The organism is Streptomyces sp. NBC_01622, assembly GCF_045209635.1.
Lineage (GTDB): Bacteria > Actinomycetota > Actinomycetes > Streptomycetales > Streptomycetaceae > Streptomyces.
Genome location: NZ_CP109293.1, coordinates 8475915 through 8492157 on the forward strand (window position 1 = coordinate 8475915; position 16243 = coordinate 8492157).

Sequence of the window (16243 nt, forward strand, 5' to 3'; positions counted from 1 at the left end):
GCCAGATCCCGGGGCGTCGGCCCTGGACGCCCGTCCAAGGTGGAAGAGACCTCCGGTAGCGACGACGCTGACCATTTGCCGTTAATACCGCCGGAGGAGCAGTAGTGGATGTTTCCGTGACCCTGTGGGTCCTGACCATCGTGGGGCTGGCCGCCCTCATCGCCGTCGACTTCTTCATCGGCCGCAAGCCGCATGACGTGTCGATCAAGGAAGCCGGGATCTGGACGATCGTCTGGATCGCCCTCGCCGGACTCTTCGGACTCGGCCTGCTCATCTTCGGAGGCGGCCAGGCCGGCGGCGAGTTCTTCGCCGGCTTCATCACCGAGAAGTCGCTGAGCGTCGACAACCTCTTCGTCTTCGTCCTGATCATGGCGAAGTTCGCCGTGCCCTCGCAGTACCAGCAGCGGGTGCTGCTCGTCGGCGTCCTCATAGCCCTGGTCCTGCGGGCCATCTTCATCGCGGCGGGCGCGGCCGTCCTCGCCAACTTCGCCTGGGTCTTCTACATCTTCGGCGCCTTCCTCATCTGGACCGCCTGGAAGCTCATCCAGGAGGCCAGGGCCGACGAGGAGAACGAGGAGTTCGAGGAGAACAAGCTGCTCAAGGCCGCCGAGCGCCGCTTCGGCGTGGCCGACCGCTACCACGGCACCAAGCTGTGGATCCAGGAGAACGGCAAGCGGGTCATGACCCCGATGCTGGTCGTGATGCTCGCCATCGGTACGACAGACGTGCTGTTCGCCCTCGACTCCATCCCCGCGATCTTCGGCCTGACGCAGGACCCGTACATCGTGTTCACGGCCAACGCGTTCGCCCTGATGGGCCTCAGGCAGCTGTACTTCCTCATCGGCGGCCTGCTCAAGAAGCTGGTCCACCTGAGCTACGGCCTGTCGGTCATCCTCGGCTTCATCGGCGTCAAGCTGGTGCTGCACGCACTGCACGAGTCCGGGGCCCATGTCCCGGAGATCTCCATCCCGGTCTCCCTCGGCGTGATCTGCGGGGTTCTGATCGTCACCACGATCACCAGCCTGATGGCCAACAAGAAGCAGGCGGCGGCCGAGGCGGCGCAGACGGGGACCGAAGGCGCTCCGAAGGACAGCATCGACGCCTGACCGCGCCGGACGTAGGAACAACGATCACCGGGAGCACCGCACGATGAATTGCCGACCAACGCTCCCGGTGCTTCGTTGGATACCGAGCGCCCCCGCCCCGGGGGTGGCCCGCCCGGGTGGAGGCATCCATGGACGCATCGATGAAATTCGTGCAGATCGTCGACTTCGAGACCGACCGCTTCGACGAGATGCGAGCGGTGGCGGAGGAGGCGGACAAGCGCTTCGCGGGCCGGGCCGGCGGACCGACGCATCGGCTCGTCCTGCGGGACCGGAACAATCCCGGCCATGTCCTCGTCGTGATCGAGTTCGACTCGTACGAGGACGCCATGCGCAACAGCCAGGACCCCGAGACCGGCAAAATGGCCGAGCAGATGGCCGCGTTGTGTACCAGGCCGCCGTCCTTCACCGACTGCGACGTACTGGACATGACCGAGTTCAAGTAGCGCACGACGGGCTCCGCGACGCCGGAGTGCGGGGCCCGTACGCCCCTGCGAGGATCTCTTCATGATCACTCGGCTCAGGTCGCTCACCACCCGGTGGACGACCTTCGTACCGGTGCTCGCAGCCGTCCTGCTGATCTTCACCTGGGGGCGCAAGGACCTGCCAGGCGTGGTCGTCGCCCTGGTGACCCTGGTCCTCGCCGGGGCCGTCCTGTCCGCGGTGCATCACGCCGAGGTCATCGCCCACCGCGTCGGCGAACCCTTAGGCTCCCTGGTCCTCGCCGTCGCCGTCACGATCATCGAGGTCGCCCTGATCGTCACGCTGATGGCCGACGGCGGCGACAAGAGCTCGACCCTCGCCAGGGACACCGTCTTCGCGGCCGTCATGATCACCTGCAACGGCATCGTCGGCCTGTGCCTGATCGTCGCCTCGCTGCGGCACGGCACGGCGGTCTTCAATCCCGAGGGCACCGGCGCCGCCCTCGCCACCGTGGCGACCCTGGCCACGCTCAGCCTGGTCCTGCCGACCTTCACCACGAGCAAGCCGGGCCCGGAGTTCTCCGGCGCCCAGCTCACCTTCGCCGCGCTCTCCTCACTCGCCCTGTACGGCCTCTTCGTGGCCACGCAGACCGTGCGGCACCGCGACTACTTCCTGCCGGTCTCCCGGCAGGGCTCAGTGATCACCAAGGACCACCACGCGGACGCGCCGACCGCCCGCACCGCCCAGATCAGCCTGGGCCTGCTGGGCCTCGCCCTGATCGGTGTCGTAGGACTGGCCAAGGGCGTGTCGCCGACCATCGAGTCCGGCGTCGAGGCGGCCGGGCTGCACCACGCCGTCGTCGGCGTGATCATCGCGCTGCTCGTGCTGCTCCCCGAGACCATCGCTCACCATCCCCGCCGTCGCCCTGGCATCCATCTGGCTCTCCGGACCGCTTGTCCTCGGCCTCGGCTCGACCCACATGGTGCTGCTCGCCCTGACCGTGGTGGTCAGCTCGCTGACAGTGGTGCCGGGACGGGCGACACCGCTCCAGGGCGGCGTCCATCTGGTGCTGTTCGCGGCGTACTTGGAGCTGGCGATCAATCCGTAGCCGTGTCACCCGACGGCAGGCTCGGGGACCGCCGCCCGTACCGGCCGGGTCTCCGGCAGCAGCGCGAAGCAGCCCAGGCTGAACAGGGCGATCCCCGTCAGATAGGCGCCCACACCCCAGGGAACCCGCCCGCCGTGCTCCGCGAGCGCCGTCGCCACGATCGGGGTGAGCGCGCCGCCGAGAACCCCGCCGAGGTTGTAGCCCACGGCGGCGCCCGTGCAGCGCACCCGCGGCTCGTACAGCTCGGGCAGATACGCGCCGAGCACGGCGAACATCGTCACGAACGCGAGCAGCGCCCCCAGGAACCCGAGGAACATCAGCAGCGGTGCACCCGTGGCGAGCAGCGCGACCATCGGGAACATCCACAGCGCGGCGGCCGCGCACCCCAGCAGGCACAGCAGCCGGCGCCCGTAGCGGTCGCTCAGCAGCGCCACCAGCGGGGTCAGCGAGCCCTTCACCACCACGGCGGCCATGATGCAGGCCAGCATCTCGGTACGGCCGACCCCGAGCCGCCCCGTGCCGTAGGCGAGGGACCAGGTCGTCACGGCGTAGAAGATGGCGTACCCCACCGACAGCGCGCCGGCGGTCAGCAGGACCAGCCGCCAGTGATCGCGCACGACCTCGGCGAGCGGCACGCGCGCGTGGTCGTCGATTTCGAGGAACCGGGGACTCTCGACGAGCGACGAACGCAGCCACAGCCCGCCCAGTGCCAGTGCCCCCGCCACCCAGAACGGCACCCGCCAGCCCCACTGCGCGAACTGCGCGTCGGTCAGGGTCGCCGACAGCGCCAGCATCACACCGTTGGCGAGCAGGAACCCCACCGCCGGCCCGATCTGCGGAAAGCTCGACCACAGTCCGCGCCGCCCGGCGGGCGCGTGCTCGGCGGTCAGCAGCACTGCCCCGCCCCACTCTCCGCCGAGCCCCAGGCCCTGCAGAAAACGCAGCACCAGAAGGAGCACGGGAGCGGCCACCCCGATCGAGCCGTACGACGGCACGCAGCCGACCGCGACCGTCGAGGCACCGGTCAGCAGCAGCGAGGCGACAAGCACCGGCCGCCGCCCGCGCCGGTCCCCGAAGTGCCCGAACAGGATCGAGCCCAGTGGTCGCGCCACGAAGCCCACACCGAACGTCCCGAAGGCGGCCAGTGTCCCCGCGACCGGCGAGAACGTCGGGAAGAACAGGGGCCCGAGGACCAGGGCCGCCGCCGTGCCGTAGACGAAGAAGTCGTAGAACTCGATCGCGGTTCCGGCGAGGGAGGCGGCGGCGAGCCGCAGCATCGACGGTGGACTTACGGTGCGTGCATCGTGCATGCCGCGTCAACTACCCACAGTGAACAACGGTTACGGGGGCGCACGGTGGTGCGGAGGCGGCGTGATAGACCGGGTCCGAGCAGTGGTCGTCAATCGGCGGCCCATCTCGAACGACATGTCCGAACGGACCGGAGGAACCGTGCCCCGCACCCTGGCCAACGCCCCGATCATGATCCTCAACGGCCCCAACCTGAACCTCCTCGGCCAGCGCCAGCCGGAGATCTACGGCTCCGACACGCTCGCCGACGTCGAGGCCCTGTGCCTCAAGGCGGCGGCCGGGCACGGCGGCACGGTGGACTTCCGGCAGTCCAACCACGAGGGCGAGTTGGTCGACTGGATCCACGAGGCGCGGCTCAACCACTGCGGCATCGTGATCAACCCGGGGGCCTACTCCCACACGTCCATCGCGATCCTGGACGCCCTCAACACCTGTGACGGGCTGCCGGTGTTGGAGGTCCACATCTCCAACATCCACCAGCGCGAGTCGTTCCGGCACCACTCCTACATCTCGCTGCGCGCCGACGGTGTCATCGCGGGGTGCGGTGTGCAGGGGTATGTGTTCGGTGTGGAGCGCGTCGCCGCGCTGGCGGGGGCGGGGAAGGCCGACGCGTAAGCACCGGCCTCCAGGCGCACGCCCCTTACAGACCACCAGTTACAGACGTCCCGTCACAGCCGGCCCGCCTCCATGATCCGTCGCAGGAAGCGCTGTGTGCGCTCCTGCTGCGGGTCGCCGAAGATCTGCTGAGCGGTGCCGCGCTCCAGGACCACGCCTCCGTCAAGGAAGCACACCTGGTCGGCGACGTCCCGGGCGAAGCCCATCTCGTGCGTGGCCAGCACCATGGTCATGCCCTCGTCCTTCAAGTCCCGGACCACGGCGAGCACTTCACCGACCAGCTCGGGGTCGAGCGCGGCGGTGATCTCGTCAAAGAGCAGCAGCCGGGGCCGTACGGCAAGGGCGCGCACGATCGCGACCCGCTGTTGCTGACCGCCGCTCAGCCGGTCCGGGTAGGCGCCCGCCTTGTCCCCGAGCCCGAGCCGCTCCAGTAGCTCACGCGCGTGTGCCTCGGCCTCCGCGCGGGACACGCCGTGCACCCGCCGTGGGGCGAGGGTGATGTTCTCCAGGACCGTCATGTGCGGGAACAGGTTGTACGCCTGGAATACCACGCCGATACGGCGCCGTATCGCGTCCTGGTCGACGCGCGGGTCGGTGATCTCCTCGCCGTCCAGCCAGATCGCGCCGTCGTCGATGTCCTCCAGGAGGTTCGCGCACCGCAGCAGCGTGGACTTGCCGGAGCCGGACGCGCCGATCAGGGCGGTCACGGTGTGGTGCGGGACCTCCAGGTCGACGTCCCGCAGGACGACGGACGTACCGAAGGTCTTGCGGACGGACTCCATGCGCAGCACGGGAGAGGTGTCGTCGGTGCTCATGTCGTGCCTCCCTGGGCGCGCTGCCGGTCCATCCTGGCCGTCACCCAGTCCGTGAAGCGGGTCATCGGGATGGTCAGCGCCACGAAGACGAGCCCCGCGACGATGTACGGCGTGTAGTTGAGGGCGCGCTGCGCGATGATGTCGGACGCCCGTACGGCGTCGATCGCGCCGCCGATCGACACGAGCCCGGTGTCCTTCTGGAGGGACACCAGATCGTTCAACAGGGGCGGCACCTGTCGGCGTACGGCCTGGGGGAGCACCACGTGCCGCAGCGCCTGCCGGTTGGTCAGGCCCAGGGCGCGGGCCGCGGCGCGCTGCGAGGGGTGGATGGACTCGATGCCGGCGCGGAACACCTCGGCGACGTACGCCGAGTACGTCAGCGTCAGCGCGGTACCGCCCAGCCACACGGGATCGACGGTCACGCCCTGGAGGCGTAGCGCGGGCACACCGAAGACCACGATCATCAGGTTGATGATGAGTGGCAGCCCGCGGAAGAAGTCCGTGTACGCCGCCGCCAGCACCCGCAGGGGGAAGAACACCGGCCCGCGCAGGGTGCGTGCGACGGCGATCAGCATCCCCAGGACGAGCACCAGGACACCGCAGATCAGCAGCAGCCGGATGTTCAGCCACAGGCCTTCGAGGACCTTGGGGAACGCCTCGCGCGCGTAGTGGCCGTCGAAGAACGTCTCCTTGGTGCGCTCCCAGCCCGGCGCGCTGACCACGACCAGGTACAGGACGACGGCCGTGACCAGGGTCGACACCGCGGCGATCGCGGTCGCGCGCCGGGCACGCGCGCGTTTGTGACGCTCGCGCTCCAGGCGCCGCTGGGAGGGGAGGTACGAGTCGCCCCCGCCGGGCATGTCGCCCTTGTCGTCCGCGCCCTCCCGGCCCGACTCGTCCTTCACCACGGTCACTTGAGGACCGGGGCGTCGACGGCGTCGGACAGCCACTGCTTCTCCAGCGCCGCCAGCGTGCCGTCCTTGCGGAGCGCGTCCACGGCCGACGTCACGCACGAGGTGAGGTCGCTGCCCTTGTCGAGGACGAGCCCGAACTGCTCGGGCGTGCCGCCCTGGTTCTCGAACTGGCCGACGATCTTGGCGTTGGTCACCTCGGCCGAGGTGATGTAGAAGGCGGTCGGCAGGTCGACTACGATCGCGTCGACCTGGCCGTTCTTGAGCGCGGAGACGGCCTGGTCGTTCTTGGAGAACGCGGCCTCCTGCTGCGTCGGCTTCACCACGTCGCTGATGTAGTTCAGGCTCGTGGTGCCGACCTGGGCGCCCAGCTTGAGGCCCTTCAGGCCGGCGATGCTCGTCGCCTTGGCGGCCTTGCTGCTCTTGAGCGCGATGACGGCCTGGCGGACGTCGTAGTAGCCGGACGAGAAGTCGACGGCCTTCTTGCGCTCGGTGCTGATCGACACCTGGTTGATGTCGAAGTCGAAGGTCTTCACACCGGGCGCGAAGGCCTTGTTGAAGGGAACGCTCTGCCAGGCGACGGCACTCTTGTCGTAGCCGAGCTGCTTCGCCACGGCGTACGCCACAGCCGACTCGAAGCCCTTGCCGTTGGCCGGCTTGTCGTTCTCGAACCAGGGCTCGTACGCCGGTTCGTCCGTCGCGATGGTCAGCTTGCCGGAGGTCTGGGTGGCCAGCTTGCCCTTGGCGCAGGTGGTCCCGGCGGACGTGGAGGCCTTGTCGGAGGCCTTGTCGTCCGGTTGCGGAGCACAGCCGACAGCGGTGGCGAAGAGGGCAATGGTGACGGCGGCTATCGCGCGACGCGGTGCGCGAGGGGCAAGGTGCATGGCGGGAGAGTGACAGCCAAACGTCCCGTTTGTCGAGGTCACAGCCCTCAATGTCCGCATATTGGGAACGGGTGTTGCGTTTTCGTGAACAACCCCTGTGCGATCCCGCCCGCGACACGCTTGCCGGGGCCGCCGGTCGAGGGCGGGGATCGATGGACCGGCGGCCCATCCGCACAGGAGCCGTCATCCTGAGCGGGGCTGCTTCCAGTTGACCGCGCAACCATGTGTGCCGGGAGCGCGCGTACGGCACCGGCGCGTGCGAAGGATTCACACGGGGCGCGCGGGAACCGCTTCACGCCCAGTGGTTCACCACCCGCGCGCGTGCCACTCCGGCAGATGCGGGCGCTCCGCCCCCAGCGTCGTGTCGTTGCCGTGCCCCGGGTAGACCCACGTCTCGTCCGGGAGTGCGTCGAAGATCTTCGTCTCGACGTCGTGGATCAGGCTGGCGAACGCCTCGGGGTTCTTCCAGGTGTTGCCCACGCCGCCCGGGAACAGACAGTCCCCCGTGAACACATGAGGATGCCCGTGCGGGTCGTCGTAGACGAGCGCGATCGAGCCCGGGGTGTGGCCCACGAGGTGACGCGCGGTCAGTTCGACCTGCCCCACCCGGATCGTGTCGCCGTCGTCGACCAGGACGTCGGTCGGCACCGGGATGCCGTCGGCGTCCTCGCGGCCCGCGTACGTACGCGCGCGCGTGGCCGTCACGACCTCGGCGAGCGCCTGCCAGTGGTCGCCGTGCTGGTGGGTGGTGACGACGGACGCGATGCCGTCGTCACCGATCGTGCCGAGCAGGTTCTCCGCGTCGTTGGCCGCGTCGATCAGCAACTGCTCGTCCGTAGCCCGGCAGCGCAGCAGATAGGCGTTGTTGTTCATGGGCCCGACCGCGATCTTGGTGATCATCAGGTCCGTGAGCTCATGCACGTCCGCCGGACCGCCGACCGTCACCTCTCCGCTGTACGTCATGGCGGTCACCCTATAGCGGGGGAAGCGCCGGCAAGGCGCCGCCGTCGACCGTCAGACCGGACCCGTCCCGGCGTCCGCAGAGCCAGCCGAGCAGATCCGCCGGGCTGCCGGTGACGGTGACTTCGGGCTTCTCGGCGGGCCGGCCCGTGCTCCGCGCGTGCGTGCCGTCCGAAAGGTGTGTCGACGGCACTTCGGGGTGCCCGGTGAACCGCTCGGCGAGGAAGTCGATCTCCCGCTGGGTGAACTCCTCGGGCAGGTCCTCCAGTTCGTACCCGATCCCCATGTCCACGTGATGCAGCTCGACCTCGACCCACCGCCGGAACGGCACGCGCGACGCGGTGTCGAGGACCCCGTTGCGCAGCTCCACCGTGCGCGTCCAGTCCGCCGGAGCGGCACCCGCCTCCTGGAAACGGACCCCGCTCTCGCGCACGTCGGCGAGCTGGACGTCGAGGGGGCGCGGGGCGTCGCGCTCGATGTCGGCGTCACGGGTGCTCGCCGCGGCGTACATGGGGCGCCCCTCCAGGACGTTCACGAGAGCGTCCGCGTTCCGGGCGAGGTGGGCGAGGACGTGGCCGCGGCTCCAGCCGGGCAGCCGTGACGGCTCGGCCACGGAAGCGTTGTCCAGTCCGGCGGCTGCGGTGAGCACCCGCTCGGTCGCGTCATGTACAGAGGCCAGGTCAGCAGCGTGATCAATCATGCTGCTGACCCTAGTCCCGCCGCACCTTTGGGTGAAGGTGGTGAAGCAGTGCCGTAAATCGAATGCGCGTGCTATATCGTCGGGTGTGGCGTCGGGCATGCTGGAAGGCCGGAGGTTGTTATGCCTCGGCCGGGATTCCGACCGGCGTTGTCAGTGGCTCCCCCTAGTCTGAGAACGACGGGGGCCCCGCCCCTGTCACTTCTCTCAAGAAAGGTGCGGACCGGCGTGGCCGACCGTCTCATCGTCCGTGGCGCGCGCGAGCACAATCTGAAGAATGTCTCGCTCGACCTTCCACGCGACTCGCTCATCGTTTTCACGGGCCTGTCCGGGTCGGGCAAGTCCTCCCTGGCCTTCGACACGATCTTCGCCGAGGGCCAGCGGCGCTACGTGGAATCGCTCTCCTCGTACGCCCGTCAGTTCCTCGGCCAGATGGACAAGCCGGACGTCGACTTCATCGAGGGTCTGTCCCCGGCCGTCTCCATCGACCAGAAGTCGACCTCGCGCAACCCGCGCTCGACGGTCGGCACCATCACCGAGGTCTACGACTACCTGCGTCTGCTCTTCGCGCGCATCGGCAAGCCGCACTGCCCCGAGTGCGGCCGGCCCATCTCGCGCCAGTCGCCGCAGGCCGTCGTAGACAAGGTCCTCGCGCTGCCCGAGGGAAGCCGCTTCCAGGTTCTCTCGCCGCTGGTGCGCGAGCGCAAGGGCGAGTTCGTCGACCTGTTCGCGGATCTCCAGACCAAGGGCTACAGCCGCGCGCGCGTGGACGGCGAGACCATCCAGCTCTCCGAACCGCCCGTCCTGAAGAAGCAGGAGAAGCACACCATCGAGGTGGTCATCGACCGCCTCACGGTGAAGGACTCCGCCAAGCGCCGCCTCACAGACTCCGTGGAGACCGCCCTCGGGCTGTCCGGCGGCATGGTCGTGCTCGACTTCGTCGACCTCCCCGAGGACGACCCCGAGCGCGAGCGCATGTATTCGGAGCACCTGTACTGCCCGTACGACGACCTGTCCTTCGAGGAGTTGGAGCCCCGCTCCTTCTCCTTCAACTCGCCCTTCGGCGCCTGCCCCGAGTGCTCCGGCATCGGCACGCGCATGGAGGTCGACGCCGAGCTGATCGTCCCGGACGAGGACAAGTCCCTCGACGAGGGCGCCATCCACCCGTGGTCGCACGGCCACACCAAGGACTACTTCAGCCGCCTCATCGGCGCCCTCGCGGACGCGCTGGGATTCCGGACCGACATCCCCTTCGCGGGGCTCCCGCAGCGCGCCAAGAAGGCCCTGCTGTACGGCCACAAGACGCAGATCGAGGTCCGGTACCGCAATCGGTACGGCCGTGAGCGGGTCTACACGACGCCCTTCGAAGGCGCCGTCCCCTTCGTCAAGCGCCGGCACGGCGAGGCGGAGAGCGACGCCAGCAGGGAGCGCTTCGAGGGCTATATGCGCGAGGTGCCCTGCCCCACCTGTCACGGCACGCGCCTGAAGCCCGTCGTCCTCGCGGTCACGATCATGGACAAGTCGATCGCCGAGATCTCCGGCATGTCCATCAGCGACTGCGCGGAGTTCCTGGGCGGCATGAAGCTCGACGCCCGCGACAAGAAGATCGCCGAGCGGGTGCTGAAGGAGTGCAACGAGAGGCTGCGCTTCCTGGTCGACGTCGGCCTCGACTACCTCTCGCTGAACCGCGCGGCCGGTACCCTCTCCGGCGGTGAGGCCCAGCGCATCCGCCTGGCCACCCAGATCGGCTCCGGACTCGTCGGCGTCCTGTACGTCCTCGACGAGCCGTCCATCGGCCTGCACCAGCGCGACAACCACCGGCTGATCGAGACCCTGGTCCGGCTCCGCGACATGGGCAACACACTCATCGTCGTCGAGCACGACGAGGACACCATCAAGGTCGCCGACTGGATCGTCGACATCGGCCCCGGCGCGGGCGAGCACGGCGGCAAGGTCGTGCACAGCGGCTCGCTGAAGGAACTGCTCGCCAACGACGAGTCGATGACCGGTCAGTACCTGTCCGGCAAGAAGGCCATCCCGCTCCCCGAGATCCGGCGCCCGCTCGACCCCTCCCGGCGACTCACGGTGCACGGCGCCCGGGAGAACAACCTCCAGGACATCGACGTCTCGTTCCCCCTGGGCGTGTTCACCGCGGTCACCGGCGTCTCCGGCTCCGGCAAGTCGACCCTGGTCAACGACATCCTGTACACGCACCTGGCCCGCGAGTTGAACGGCGCGAGGAACGTGCCGGGGCGGCACACGCGCGTGGACGGCGACGACCACGTCGACAAGGTCGTGCACGTCGACCAGTCGCCCATCGGCCGCACCCCCCGGTCCAACCCGGCGACGTACACCGGAGTCTTCGACCACGTCCGCAAGCTGTTCGCGGAGACGACCGAGGCGAAGGTGCGGGGCTATCTGCCCGGCCGCTTCTCCTTCAACGTCAAGGGCGGTCGCTGCGAGAACTGCGCGGGCGACGGCACGATCAAGATCGAGATGAACTTCCTGCCGGACGTCTACGTCCCGTGCGAGGTGTGCCACGGCGCCCGCTACAACCGGGAGACCCTGGACGTCCACTACAAGGGCAAGTCCATCGCCGACGTCCTGAACATGCCGATCGAGGAGGCCACGGAGTTCTTCGAGGCGGTCCCCGGTATCGCCCGCCACCTCAACACCCTCAAGGACGTCGGCCTCGGCTACGTCCGGCTCGGCCAGTCCGCGACCACCCTGTCCGGTGGTGAGGCCCAGCGCGTGAAGCTCGCCAGCGAGCTCCAGCGGCGGTCCACCGGCCGTACGGTCTACGTCCTGGACGAGCCCACCACCGGCCTGCACTTCGAGGACATCAGCAAGCTCCTCACCGTGCTCGGCGGCCTGGTCGACAAGGGCAACACGGTCATCGTCATCGAGCACAACCTCGACGTGATCAAGGTGGCCGACTGGGTCGTCGACATGGGCCCCGAAGGCGGTGCGGGCGGTGGACTCGTCATCGCCGAGGGCACCCCGGAGCAGGTCGCCGCGGTAGGGGCCAGCCACACCGGCAAGTTCCTGCGCGAGATCCTCGACGCCGACCGGATCAGCGACGGAGCCCCGGTGAAGGCCCCGCGCAAGGTGGTCGCGAAGAAGACCGCGGTGGTCGCGAAGAAGACCGCGGCGCCTGCCAAGAAGGCCGCGCCCGCGAAGAAGACGACGCGAGCCCGCAAGGCCTGACCGGAGCAAGGACACCGATGCGGCGCCGCGCGGGGGACTCCCCGCGCGGCGCCGCATCCGCTCAACGCCCGCTACAGATCGCCCAGTTCGGAGGCGTACGGCGGTTCCGCCCCCGCCCGTGAACAGGTGATCGCCGCCGCCCGCGCCGCGTACCGCAGCAACCGGGTCCAGCCGTCGCTGCCGAGGCCGGCCAGCCCCTCCGGAGACAGTGCGTCCCGGGCCGACAGTCCGTGCAGCAGCGCCGCGTTGACGGTGTCGCCGGCCCCGATCGTGTCCACGACGTCGACCTTCTCGCCCGGCACCGGATACACCTTGCCGTCCCGGGTGAACGCGGTGAGACCGTCGCCGCCCTGGGTGATCACGACGGCCGAGGGCCCGGCGTCCAGCCACTCACGAGGGTTGCCCCCGAGCCACTGCGCGTCCTCCTCGGAGAGCTTCAGGAGCGACACGTGCGGCAGCCAACTCCTGAAGCGCGCCCGGTAGGCATCGGCGTCGGGGATCAGACCGGCCCGGATGTTCGGGTCGAGCGCGGTGAACACGCCCTGTGCGGCAGCGGTCCGCATCAGCTCCTCGTAGGCGCTCGCACCCGGCTCCAGGACGAGCGAACAGGTACCGAAGGACACCGCCTCGGTCTCGGCCGGCAGCGCGTAGGGCATCGCGAAGAGCCGGTCGGCGGTGCCGTCGACGTAGAAGGAGTAGGTGGCCGAGCCGTTCGCGTCGAGCGTGGCCGCCGCGAGCGTGGTCGGCTCCGGGCCGCGCTGTACGTCCAGGACGTCCACGTCGGCCTGGCGCAGCCCGGCGAGCAGGGCCTCGCCGAAGGCGTCCTGGGAGACGCGCGAGCAGAAGGCGGTGGCGGAGCCGAGACGGCCGAGTGCGACGGCGGTGTTGTAGGGACCGCCGCCGAGCGCCGGCTTGAGGACCGCGAGGGCGCCCGGGCCCTGCGGTACCAGATCGATCAGGGCCTCACCGGCGACGACGATCACGAGACGTTTCCCTTCGTGTGCTTCTCGGGCTGGTCGGGGCAGCCGCACGACGTGCGGTGGACGAACGCGCAGGGGAGCCGCAGCACACGGGCGGGCCGGTCCGGCGCGGCGAGCCGGTCCAGCAGCAGCCGTACGGCCTCGGCGCCGATCTCCTTGCTGGGCTGGGCGATCGCGGTGAGCCGGGGCTCGAACAGGTCGGCCCAGGCGAAGTCGTCGAAGCAGCACAGCGCGAGGTCGCCGGGGACGGACAGACCGCGCTCGCGCAGGGCGCGCAGGGCGCCGATGGTCATCGCGTTGTTGGCGGTGACCAGGGCTGTAGGCGGCGCGGCGAGGGACAGCAGGGCCGCGGTGGCCCGCTCGGCGGCGGCCGACTCGGAGTCGCCGTGTGCCAACAGCCGCTCGTCGTAAGGGAGTCCGGCGGCGGCGAGGCCGTGCCGGTATCCGGCGATCCGCTCGCCGGTCGTGCTGAGCCCGGGCAGGCCCGCGACGAGGCTGATACGGCGGTGGCCGAGTCCGGCGAGATGGGTGACCAGTTGCGCCGTCGGCTCGATGTTCTCGGCGCACACCTGGTCGAAGGGACCCGCCTGGTCGGAGGGGGACGGGTCGTCCGAGGGCGCCTCGACCACCCGGTCAAGGAACACCGTCGGTACGGAGTGCCGTCCGAGGTACGCGACGAGGGCGTCGGGGTCCGCCGACGGCGCGACGATCATGCCGTCCACCCGGCGCTCGTGCAGGAGTCGGCCGACCTTGAGCTCGTGCTCCGGGTCGTCGTGCGGGTCGGCGATGAGCAGGCTGTAGCCGTGCTCCAGGGCGCTTGCCTCGACACCCTGGAGGATCTCCGTGAAGTACGGGTTGCTGATCGCCGACACCGCGAGGCCGATGGAGCGGGTGCGGGACGTCACCAGGGAGCGGGCCAGGGTGTTGGGGATGTAGCCCAGCTCCTCGATCGCGCTCAGCACGGCCTGCCGGGTGCCGGGCAGCACCGGGCGGGTGTCGTTCAGGACGTGCGAGACGGTCGCGACGGACACACCGGCGCTGCGTGCGACGTCCACCATGGTGGCCACCGTGAGTCCCCCTCTCTGAAGCACGGCAGGTCTTCCGGCCGGGAACCTATCTCATCCGGTGCCCGACGTAAACGCTTGCGCAAACGTTTACGTACCGTGAGTGCCTCTCCGGTGAACCCATCGCAAAGCGGGTGGAACGCCGTGGGCATCGTCGCCGGGCTCGGGCTCGCCGCCTGCTCGGGCGGCGGCTCGGGGGCCTCCGCGACGCCGACCGCGCCGGTGGACCTCGGCGCGGAGAGCGAGGTCGCCAAGGGAAGCGCCAAGCTCTAACGGGACAGCAACGTCGTCGTCAGCCGGGCCGCGGACGGCACCCTCAAGGCGTACAGCACGATCTGCACGCACGCGCAGTGCCCCATCAACAAGCTGGACGGCACGACTCTCATCTGCCCGTGCCACGGCAGCCAGTTCGACGCCACCACGGGCAAGGTGCTCCAGTCCCCGGCCACCGAGCCGCTGCAGGAGCTGAAGGTGACGGCCGAGAACGGCAGGATCGTCGCGGGACGGGGCGCCTGACCCCCGGGGCGTCCGGGCCGCGGCGGCTCACTCCCAGTCCCAGCCGATGCCCACGATCCCCGACCGCATCCGCGGCTCCACGAGGTGCACCGAGTGGTGGCCGGTCAGGCGCAGCTCCTGACGGCCGCTGCGCGGGGCCGCCGCCGAGTGCTGGGTGAAGCGGTGGCAGCGCGTCGGCAGCGTGTTCTCGTCGAAGCTCACCTGAAGCGCGTACTGGCCGCCCGCGGAACCGAAGTCACGGACGTACTCGCGGGAGACGCCGGCCGTGCCGTCCTCGACGCCGTACCGGAAGAGGAACGTATCTCCGGAGCGCAACCGGGTGCCGAAGAGGAGCTCGGCGACCAGCATGCCCGTGTCGTGGTGGCGGCGGACGCGGCCCGTGCGGCAGTTCTCCAGGGCGTGCACCGTCATGTGCTCCGGGGTGCAGCCCGGGTCGCCGTAGTGGATGGCGATGAAGCGGTCGATGCCGTCCCGGTGGGCGCGGACGATGTGGTGCGACTCGCGGCTCGCCAGCTCACGGCGCGGGCCGACGCGCACCCGCTCGTGGTGCCCGAAGGTGTGCAGCCCGCTGTCGGGCGTGGACTCCAGCTCGGCCAGCATCTGCTCCAGGACGCCCGAGGCCTCGACGAAGGAGCGGTAGGAGCGGGCCGCGGGGCGGGCGGCGACCGAGCGTTCCTCGGCCTCGGCGAGCAGCCGGATCAGTGACTCCTCCGGGAGCTGGAGGATCTCCTCCAGCGCGCGTACGGCGCGCAGCGACTCGGGGCGCTGCGGGCGGCGGGCGCCCTGCTGCCAGTAACTCAGGCTGGTGACACCGACCTTGACCCCGTAGCGCGTCAGATGGTGCTGGACGCGCTGCAGCGGCAGTCCGCGGGCGGCGATGGCGGCGCGCAGTGCGACATGGAAGGGGCCGCCGCGCAGGGCCGAGTCGAGTTCCGCGGTGGCGACATCCGCCTGCTGTGTGGCGTGCGGCATGCAGGGGCCCTTTCTGTGAATGTTCACAACGGCTGGTCAGGCCGTTCACGCGGGTTGCTTCGGGGCCCCCGTCGCCGCCGGAGAAGGGTCTTCACATCCGTACGCCGTCGTTCACGCCCCGAGTTCCCCCGCATTGAAGCGTGTTGACCAAGTCCCGACAACACCTGCCGCCCAACAGTCCGGTGTGACCTGGCCGAGTCGTGGTGGGTGGGTTCAGGGCGGTGCGGTCGGCCCGCCGTCGCTCAGGACGTCTCTGATCGCCCGCGCGGACAGGGACGACTTGTGCAGGAATCCGTGCGCAGGGCTGGCGGCGATCAGTTCCTGGAAGTCCTCCCCGGAGTGGGTCGAGATGAGGATCACCGCCGGTACGTCGCCCACCAGGCGGCGCGCGACGTCGAGGCCGTTCTCGCCGTCGAGGTCGAGATCGACCAGGACGACGTCAGGTGCCGTCTCCCGGGCCCGGGAGACGGCGTCCGCGCCCGTCGAGGCAATACCGACGACCTCGACTCCGCCGCGTTCCAGCAGGGCACGAGCCGCCTCCAGGAACCGGGCGCTGTCATCGACGAGGAGACAGCGCAGCGACATGTCCACAGCTTGCCAACGAGCGGTCGGTCGCGCCTTCCGGCTAGCCGGAAAGTGCTGAAGTCCTGTGCCATGAACGGAGGTTCTCGTGCACACAG

14 protein-coding genes and 2 pseudogenes are annotated in these 16243 nt (G+C 69.6%); 6 read left to right on the top strand and 10 right to left on the bottom strand.

Features of this window, described 5'->3' with window-relative positions; translation table 11 throughout:
• The first annotated feature begins 104 nt into the window (after positions 1–104).
• From OH768_RS39245 to OH768_RS39255, 3 genes and pseudogenes are all read left to right on the top strand, one after another.
• Entirely contained in the window at positions 105–1106 is a 1002-nt protein-coding gene (locus OH768_RS39245; RefSeq protein ID WP_406460985.1) for a TerC family protein, read from the top strand.
• 128 nt (positions 1107–1234) lie between these two features.
• On the top strand, positions 1235–1549 hold the full coding sequence (locus tag OH768_RS39250; protein ID WP_406460987.1) for a hypothetical protein: 315 nt from the start codon (positions 1235–1237) through the stop codon (positions 1547–1549).
• 61 nt (positions 1550–1610) lie between these two features.
• Positions 1611–2634, top strand: a pseudogene (locus OH768_RS39255) (calcium:proton antiporter).
• Between the two features lie 5 nt (positions 2635–2639).
• Here OH768_RS39255 and OH768_RS39260 read toward each other — a convergent pair.
• Positions 2640–3911 (bottom strand): MFS transporter, encoded by a 1272-nt coding sequence (locus OH768_RS39260; RefSeq protein ID WP_406465635.1) that lies wholly within the window; start codon positions 3909–3911, stop codon positions 2640–2642.
• 172 nt (positions 3912–4083) lie between these two features.
• Between OH768_RS39260 and aroQ the strand changes: the two genes are divergently transcribed.
• Positions 4084–4557 carry a type II 3-dehydroquinate dehydratase gene (gene aroQ / locus OH768_RS39265; RefSeq protein WP_406460989.1) on the top strand — a complete coding sequence of 158 codons (474 nt, stop codon included), beginning with the start codon at positions 4084–4086 and terminating at the stop codon, positions 4555–4557.
• Positions 4558–4610: 53 nt separating this feature from the next.
• Here the strand turns inward: aroQ and OH768_RS39270 are convergent, their stop codons facing one another.
• From OH768_RS39270 to OH768_RS39290, 5 genes are all read right to left on the bottom strand, one after another.
• Positions 4611–5372 (bottom strand): amino acid ABC transporter ATP-binding protein, encoded by a 762-nt coding sequence (locus tag OH768_RS39270; RefSeq protein ID WP_406460991.1) that lies wholly within the window; start codon positions 5370–5372, stop codon positions 4611–4613.
• The gene (locus OH768_RS39275; RefSeq protein ID WP_406460993.1) at positions 5369–6286 is read right to left on the bottom strand and encodes an amino acid ABC transporter permease; all 918 of its coding nucleotides are present in this window, start codon (positions 6284–6286) and stop codon (positions 5369–5371) included. Before OH768_RS39275 ends, OH768_RS39270 begins: the two co-directional genes overlap by 4 nt.
• A complete protein-coding gene (locus OH768_RS39280) occupies positions 6283–7167 on the bottom strand; it encodes an ABC transporter substrate-binding protein (protein ID WP_406460995.1) in 885 nt (294 codons plus the stop codon). Before OH768_RS39280 ends, OH768_RS39275 begins: the two co-directional genes overlap by 4 nt.
• Before the next feature lie 306 nt (positions 7168–7473).
• Positions 7474–8130 carry an MBL fold metallo-hydrolase gene (locus tag OH768_RS39285; protein ID WP_406460997.1) on the bottom strand — a complete coding sequence of 219 codons (657 nt, stop codon included), beginning with the start codon at positions 8128–8130 and terminating at the stop codon, positions 7474–7476.
• 10 nt (positions 8131–8140) lie between these two features.
• Positions 8141–8827, bottom strand: a complete 687-nt coding sequence (locus OH768_RS39290) for a maleylpyruvate isomerase family mycothiol-dependent enzyme (RefSeq protein ID WP_406460999.1) — start codon at positions 8825–8827, stop codon at positions 8141–8143.
• Positions 8828–9052: 225 nt separating this feature from the next.
• On the opposite strand from OH768_RS39290, the gene uvrA reads away from it, so the two are divergent.
• The gene (uvrA, locus tag OH768_RS39295; RefSeq protein ID WP_406461001.1) at positions 9053–12031 is read left to right on the top strand and encodes an excinuclease ABC subunit UvrA; all 2979 of its coding nucleotides are present in this window, start codon (positions 9053–9055) and stop codon (positions 12029–12031) included.
• A gap of 71 nt (positions 12032–12102) precedes the next feature.
• Here the strand turns inward: uvrA and OH768_RS39300 are convergent, their stop codons facing one another.
• Both OH768_RS39300 and OH768_RS39305 read right to left on the bottom strand, forming a co-directional pair.
• Positions 12103–13014, bottom strand: a complete 912-nt coding sequence (locus OH768_RS39300) for a carbohydrate kinase (RefSeq protein WP_406461003.1) — start codon at positions 13012–13014, stop codon at positions 12103–12105.
• Positions 13011–14078 carry a LacI family DNA-binding transcriptional regulator gene (locus OH768_RS39305; protein ID WP_406461005.1) on the bottom strand — a complete coding sequence of 356 codons (1068 nt, stop codon included), beginning with the start codon at positions 14076–14078 and terminating at the stop codon, positions 13011–13013. The genes OH768_RS39300 and OH768_RS39305 overlap by 4 nt, the downstream gene beginning before the upstream one ends.
• Before the next feature lie 96 nt (positions 14079–14174).
• Between OH768_RS39305 and OH768_RS39310 the strand changes: the two are divergent.
• A pseudogene (locus OH768_RS39310) lies at positions 14175–14591 on the top strand (Rieske (2Fe-2S) protein).
• Between the two features lie 27 nt (positions 14592–14618).
• Here OH768_RS39310 and OH768_RS39315 read toward each other — a convergent pair.
• Together OH768_RS39315 and OH768_RS39320 are read right to left on the bottom strand one after the other, a co-directional pair.
• Positions 14619–15563 carry a hypothetical protein gene (locus OH768_RS39315; RefSeq protein WP_406461006.1) on the bottom strand — a complete coding sequence of 315 codons (945 nt, stop codon included), beginning with the start codon at positions 15561–15563 and terminating at the stop codon, positions 14619–14621.
• A 213-nt stretch (positions 15564–15776) separates the two neighbouring features.
• Positions 15777–16148 carry a response regulator gene (locus OH768_RS39320; RefSeq protein WP_406461008.1) on the bottom strand — a complete coding sequence of 124 codons (372 nt, stop codon included), beginning with the start codon at positions 16146–16148 and terminating at the stop codon, positions 15777–15779.
• Positions 16149–16243: the final 95 nt, after the last annotated feature.

What these genes read in the sequence shown, in the direction of transcription:
- OH768_RS39315 (WP_406461006.1), bottom strand. Translation starts at nt 15,563, where the DNA reads ATGCCGCACGCCACACAGCAGGCGGATGTCGCCACCGCGGAACTCGAC.
- OH768_RS39280 (WP_406460995.1), bottom strand. Translation starts at nt 7,167, where the DNA reads ATGCACCTTGCCCCTCGCGCACCGCGTCGCGCGATAGCCGCCGTCACC.
- OH768_RS39270 (WP_406460991.1), bottom strand. Translation starts at nt 5,372, where the DNA reads ATGAGCACCGACGACACCTCTCCCGTGCTGCGCATGGAGTCCGTCCGC.
- OH768_RS39320 (WP_406461008.1), bottom strand. Translation starts at nt 16,148, where the DNA reads ATGTCGCTGCGCTGTCTCCTCGTCGATGACAGCGCCCGGTTCCTGGAG.
- OH768_RS39250 (WP_406460987.1), top strand. Translation starts at nt 1,235, where the DNA reads ATGGACGCATCGATGAAATTCGTGCAGATCGTCGACTTCGAGACCGAC.
- OH768_RS39260 (WP_406465635.1), bottom strand. Translation starts at nt 3,911, where the DNA reads ATGCTGCGGCTCGCCGCCGCCTCCCTCGCCGGAACCGCGATCGAGTTC.
- OH768_RS39290 (WP_406460999.1), bottom strand. Translation starts at nt 8,827, where the DNA reads ATGATTGATCACGCTGCTGACCTGGCCTCTGTACATGACGCGACCGAG.
- OH768_RS39285 (WP_406460997.1), bottom strand. Translation starts at nt 8,130, where the DNA reads ATGACGTACAGCGGAGAGGTGACGGTCGGCGGTCCGGCGGACGTGCAT.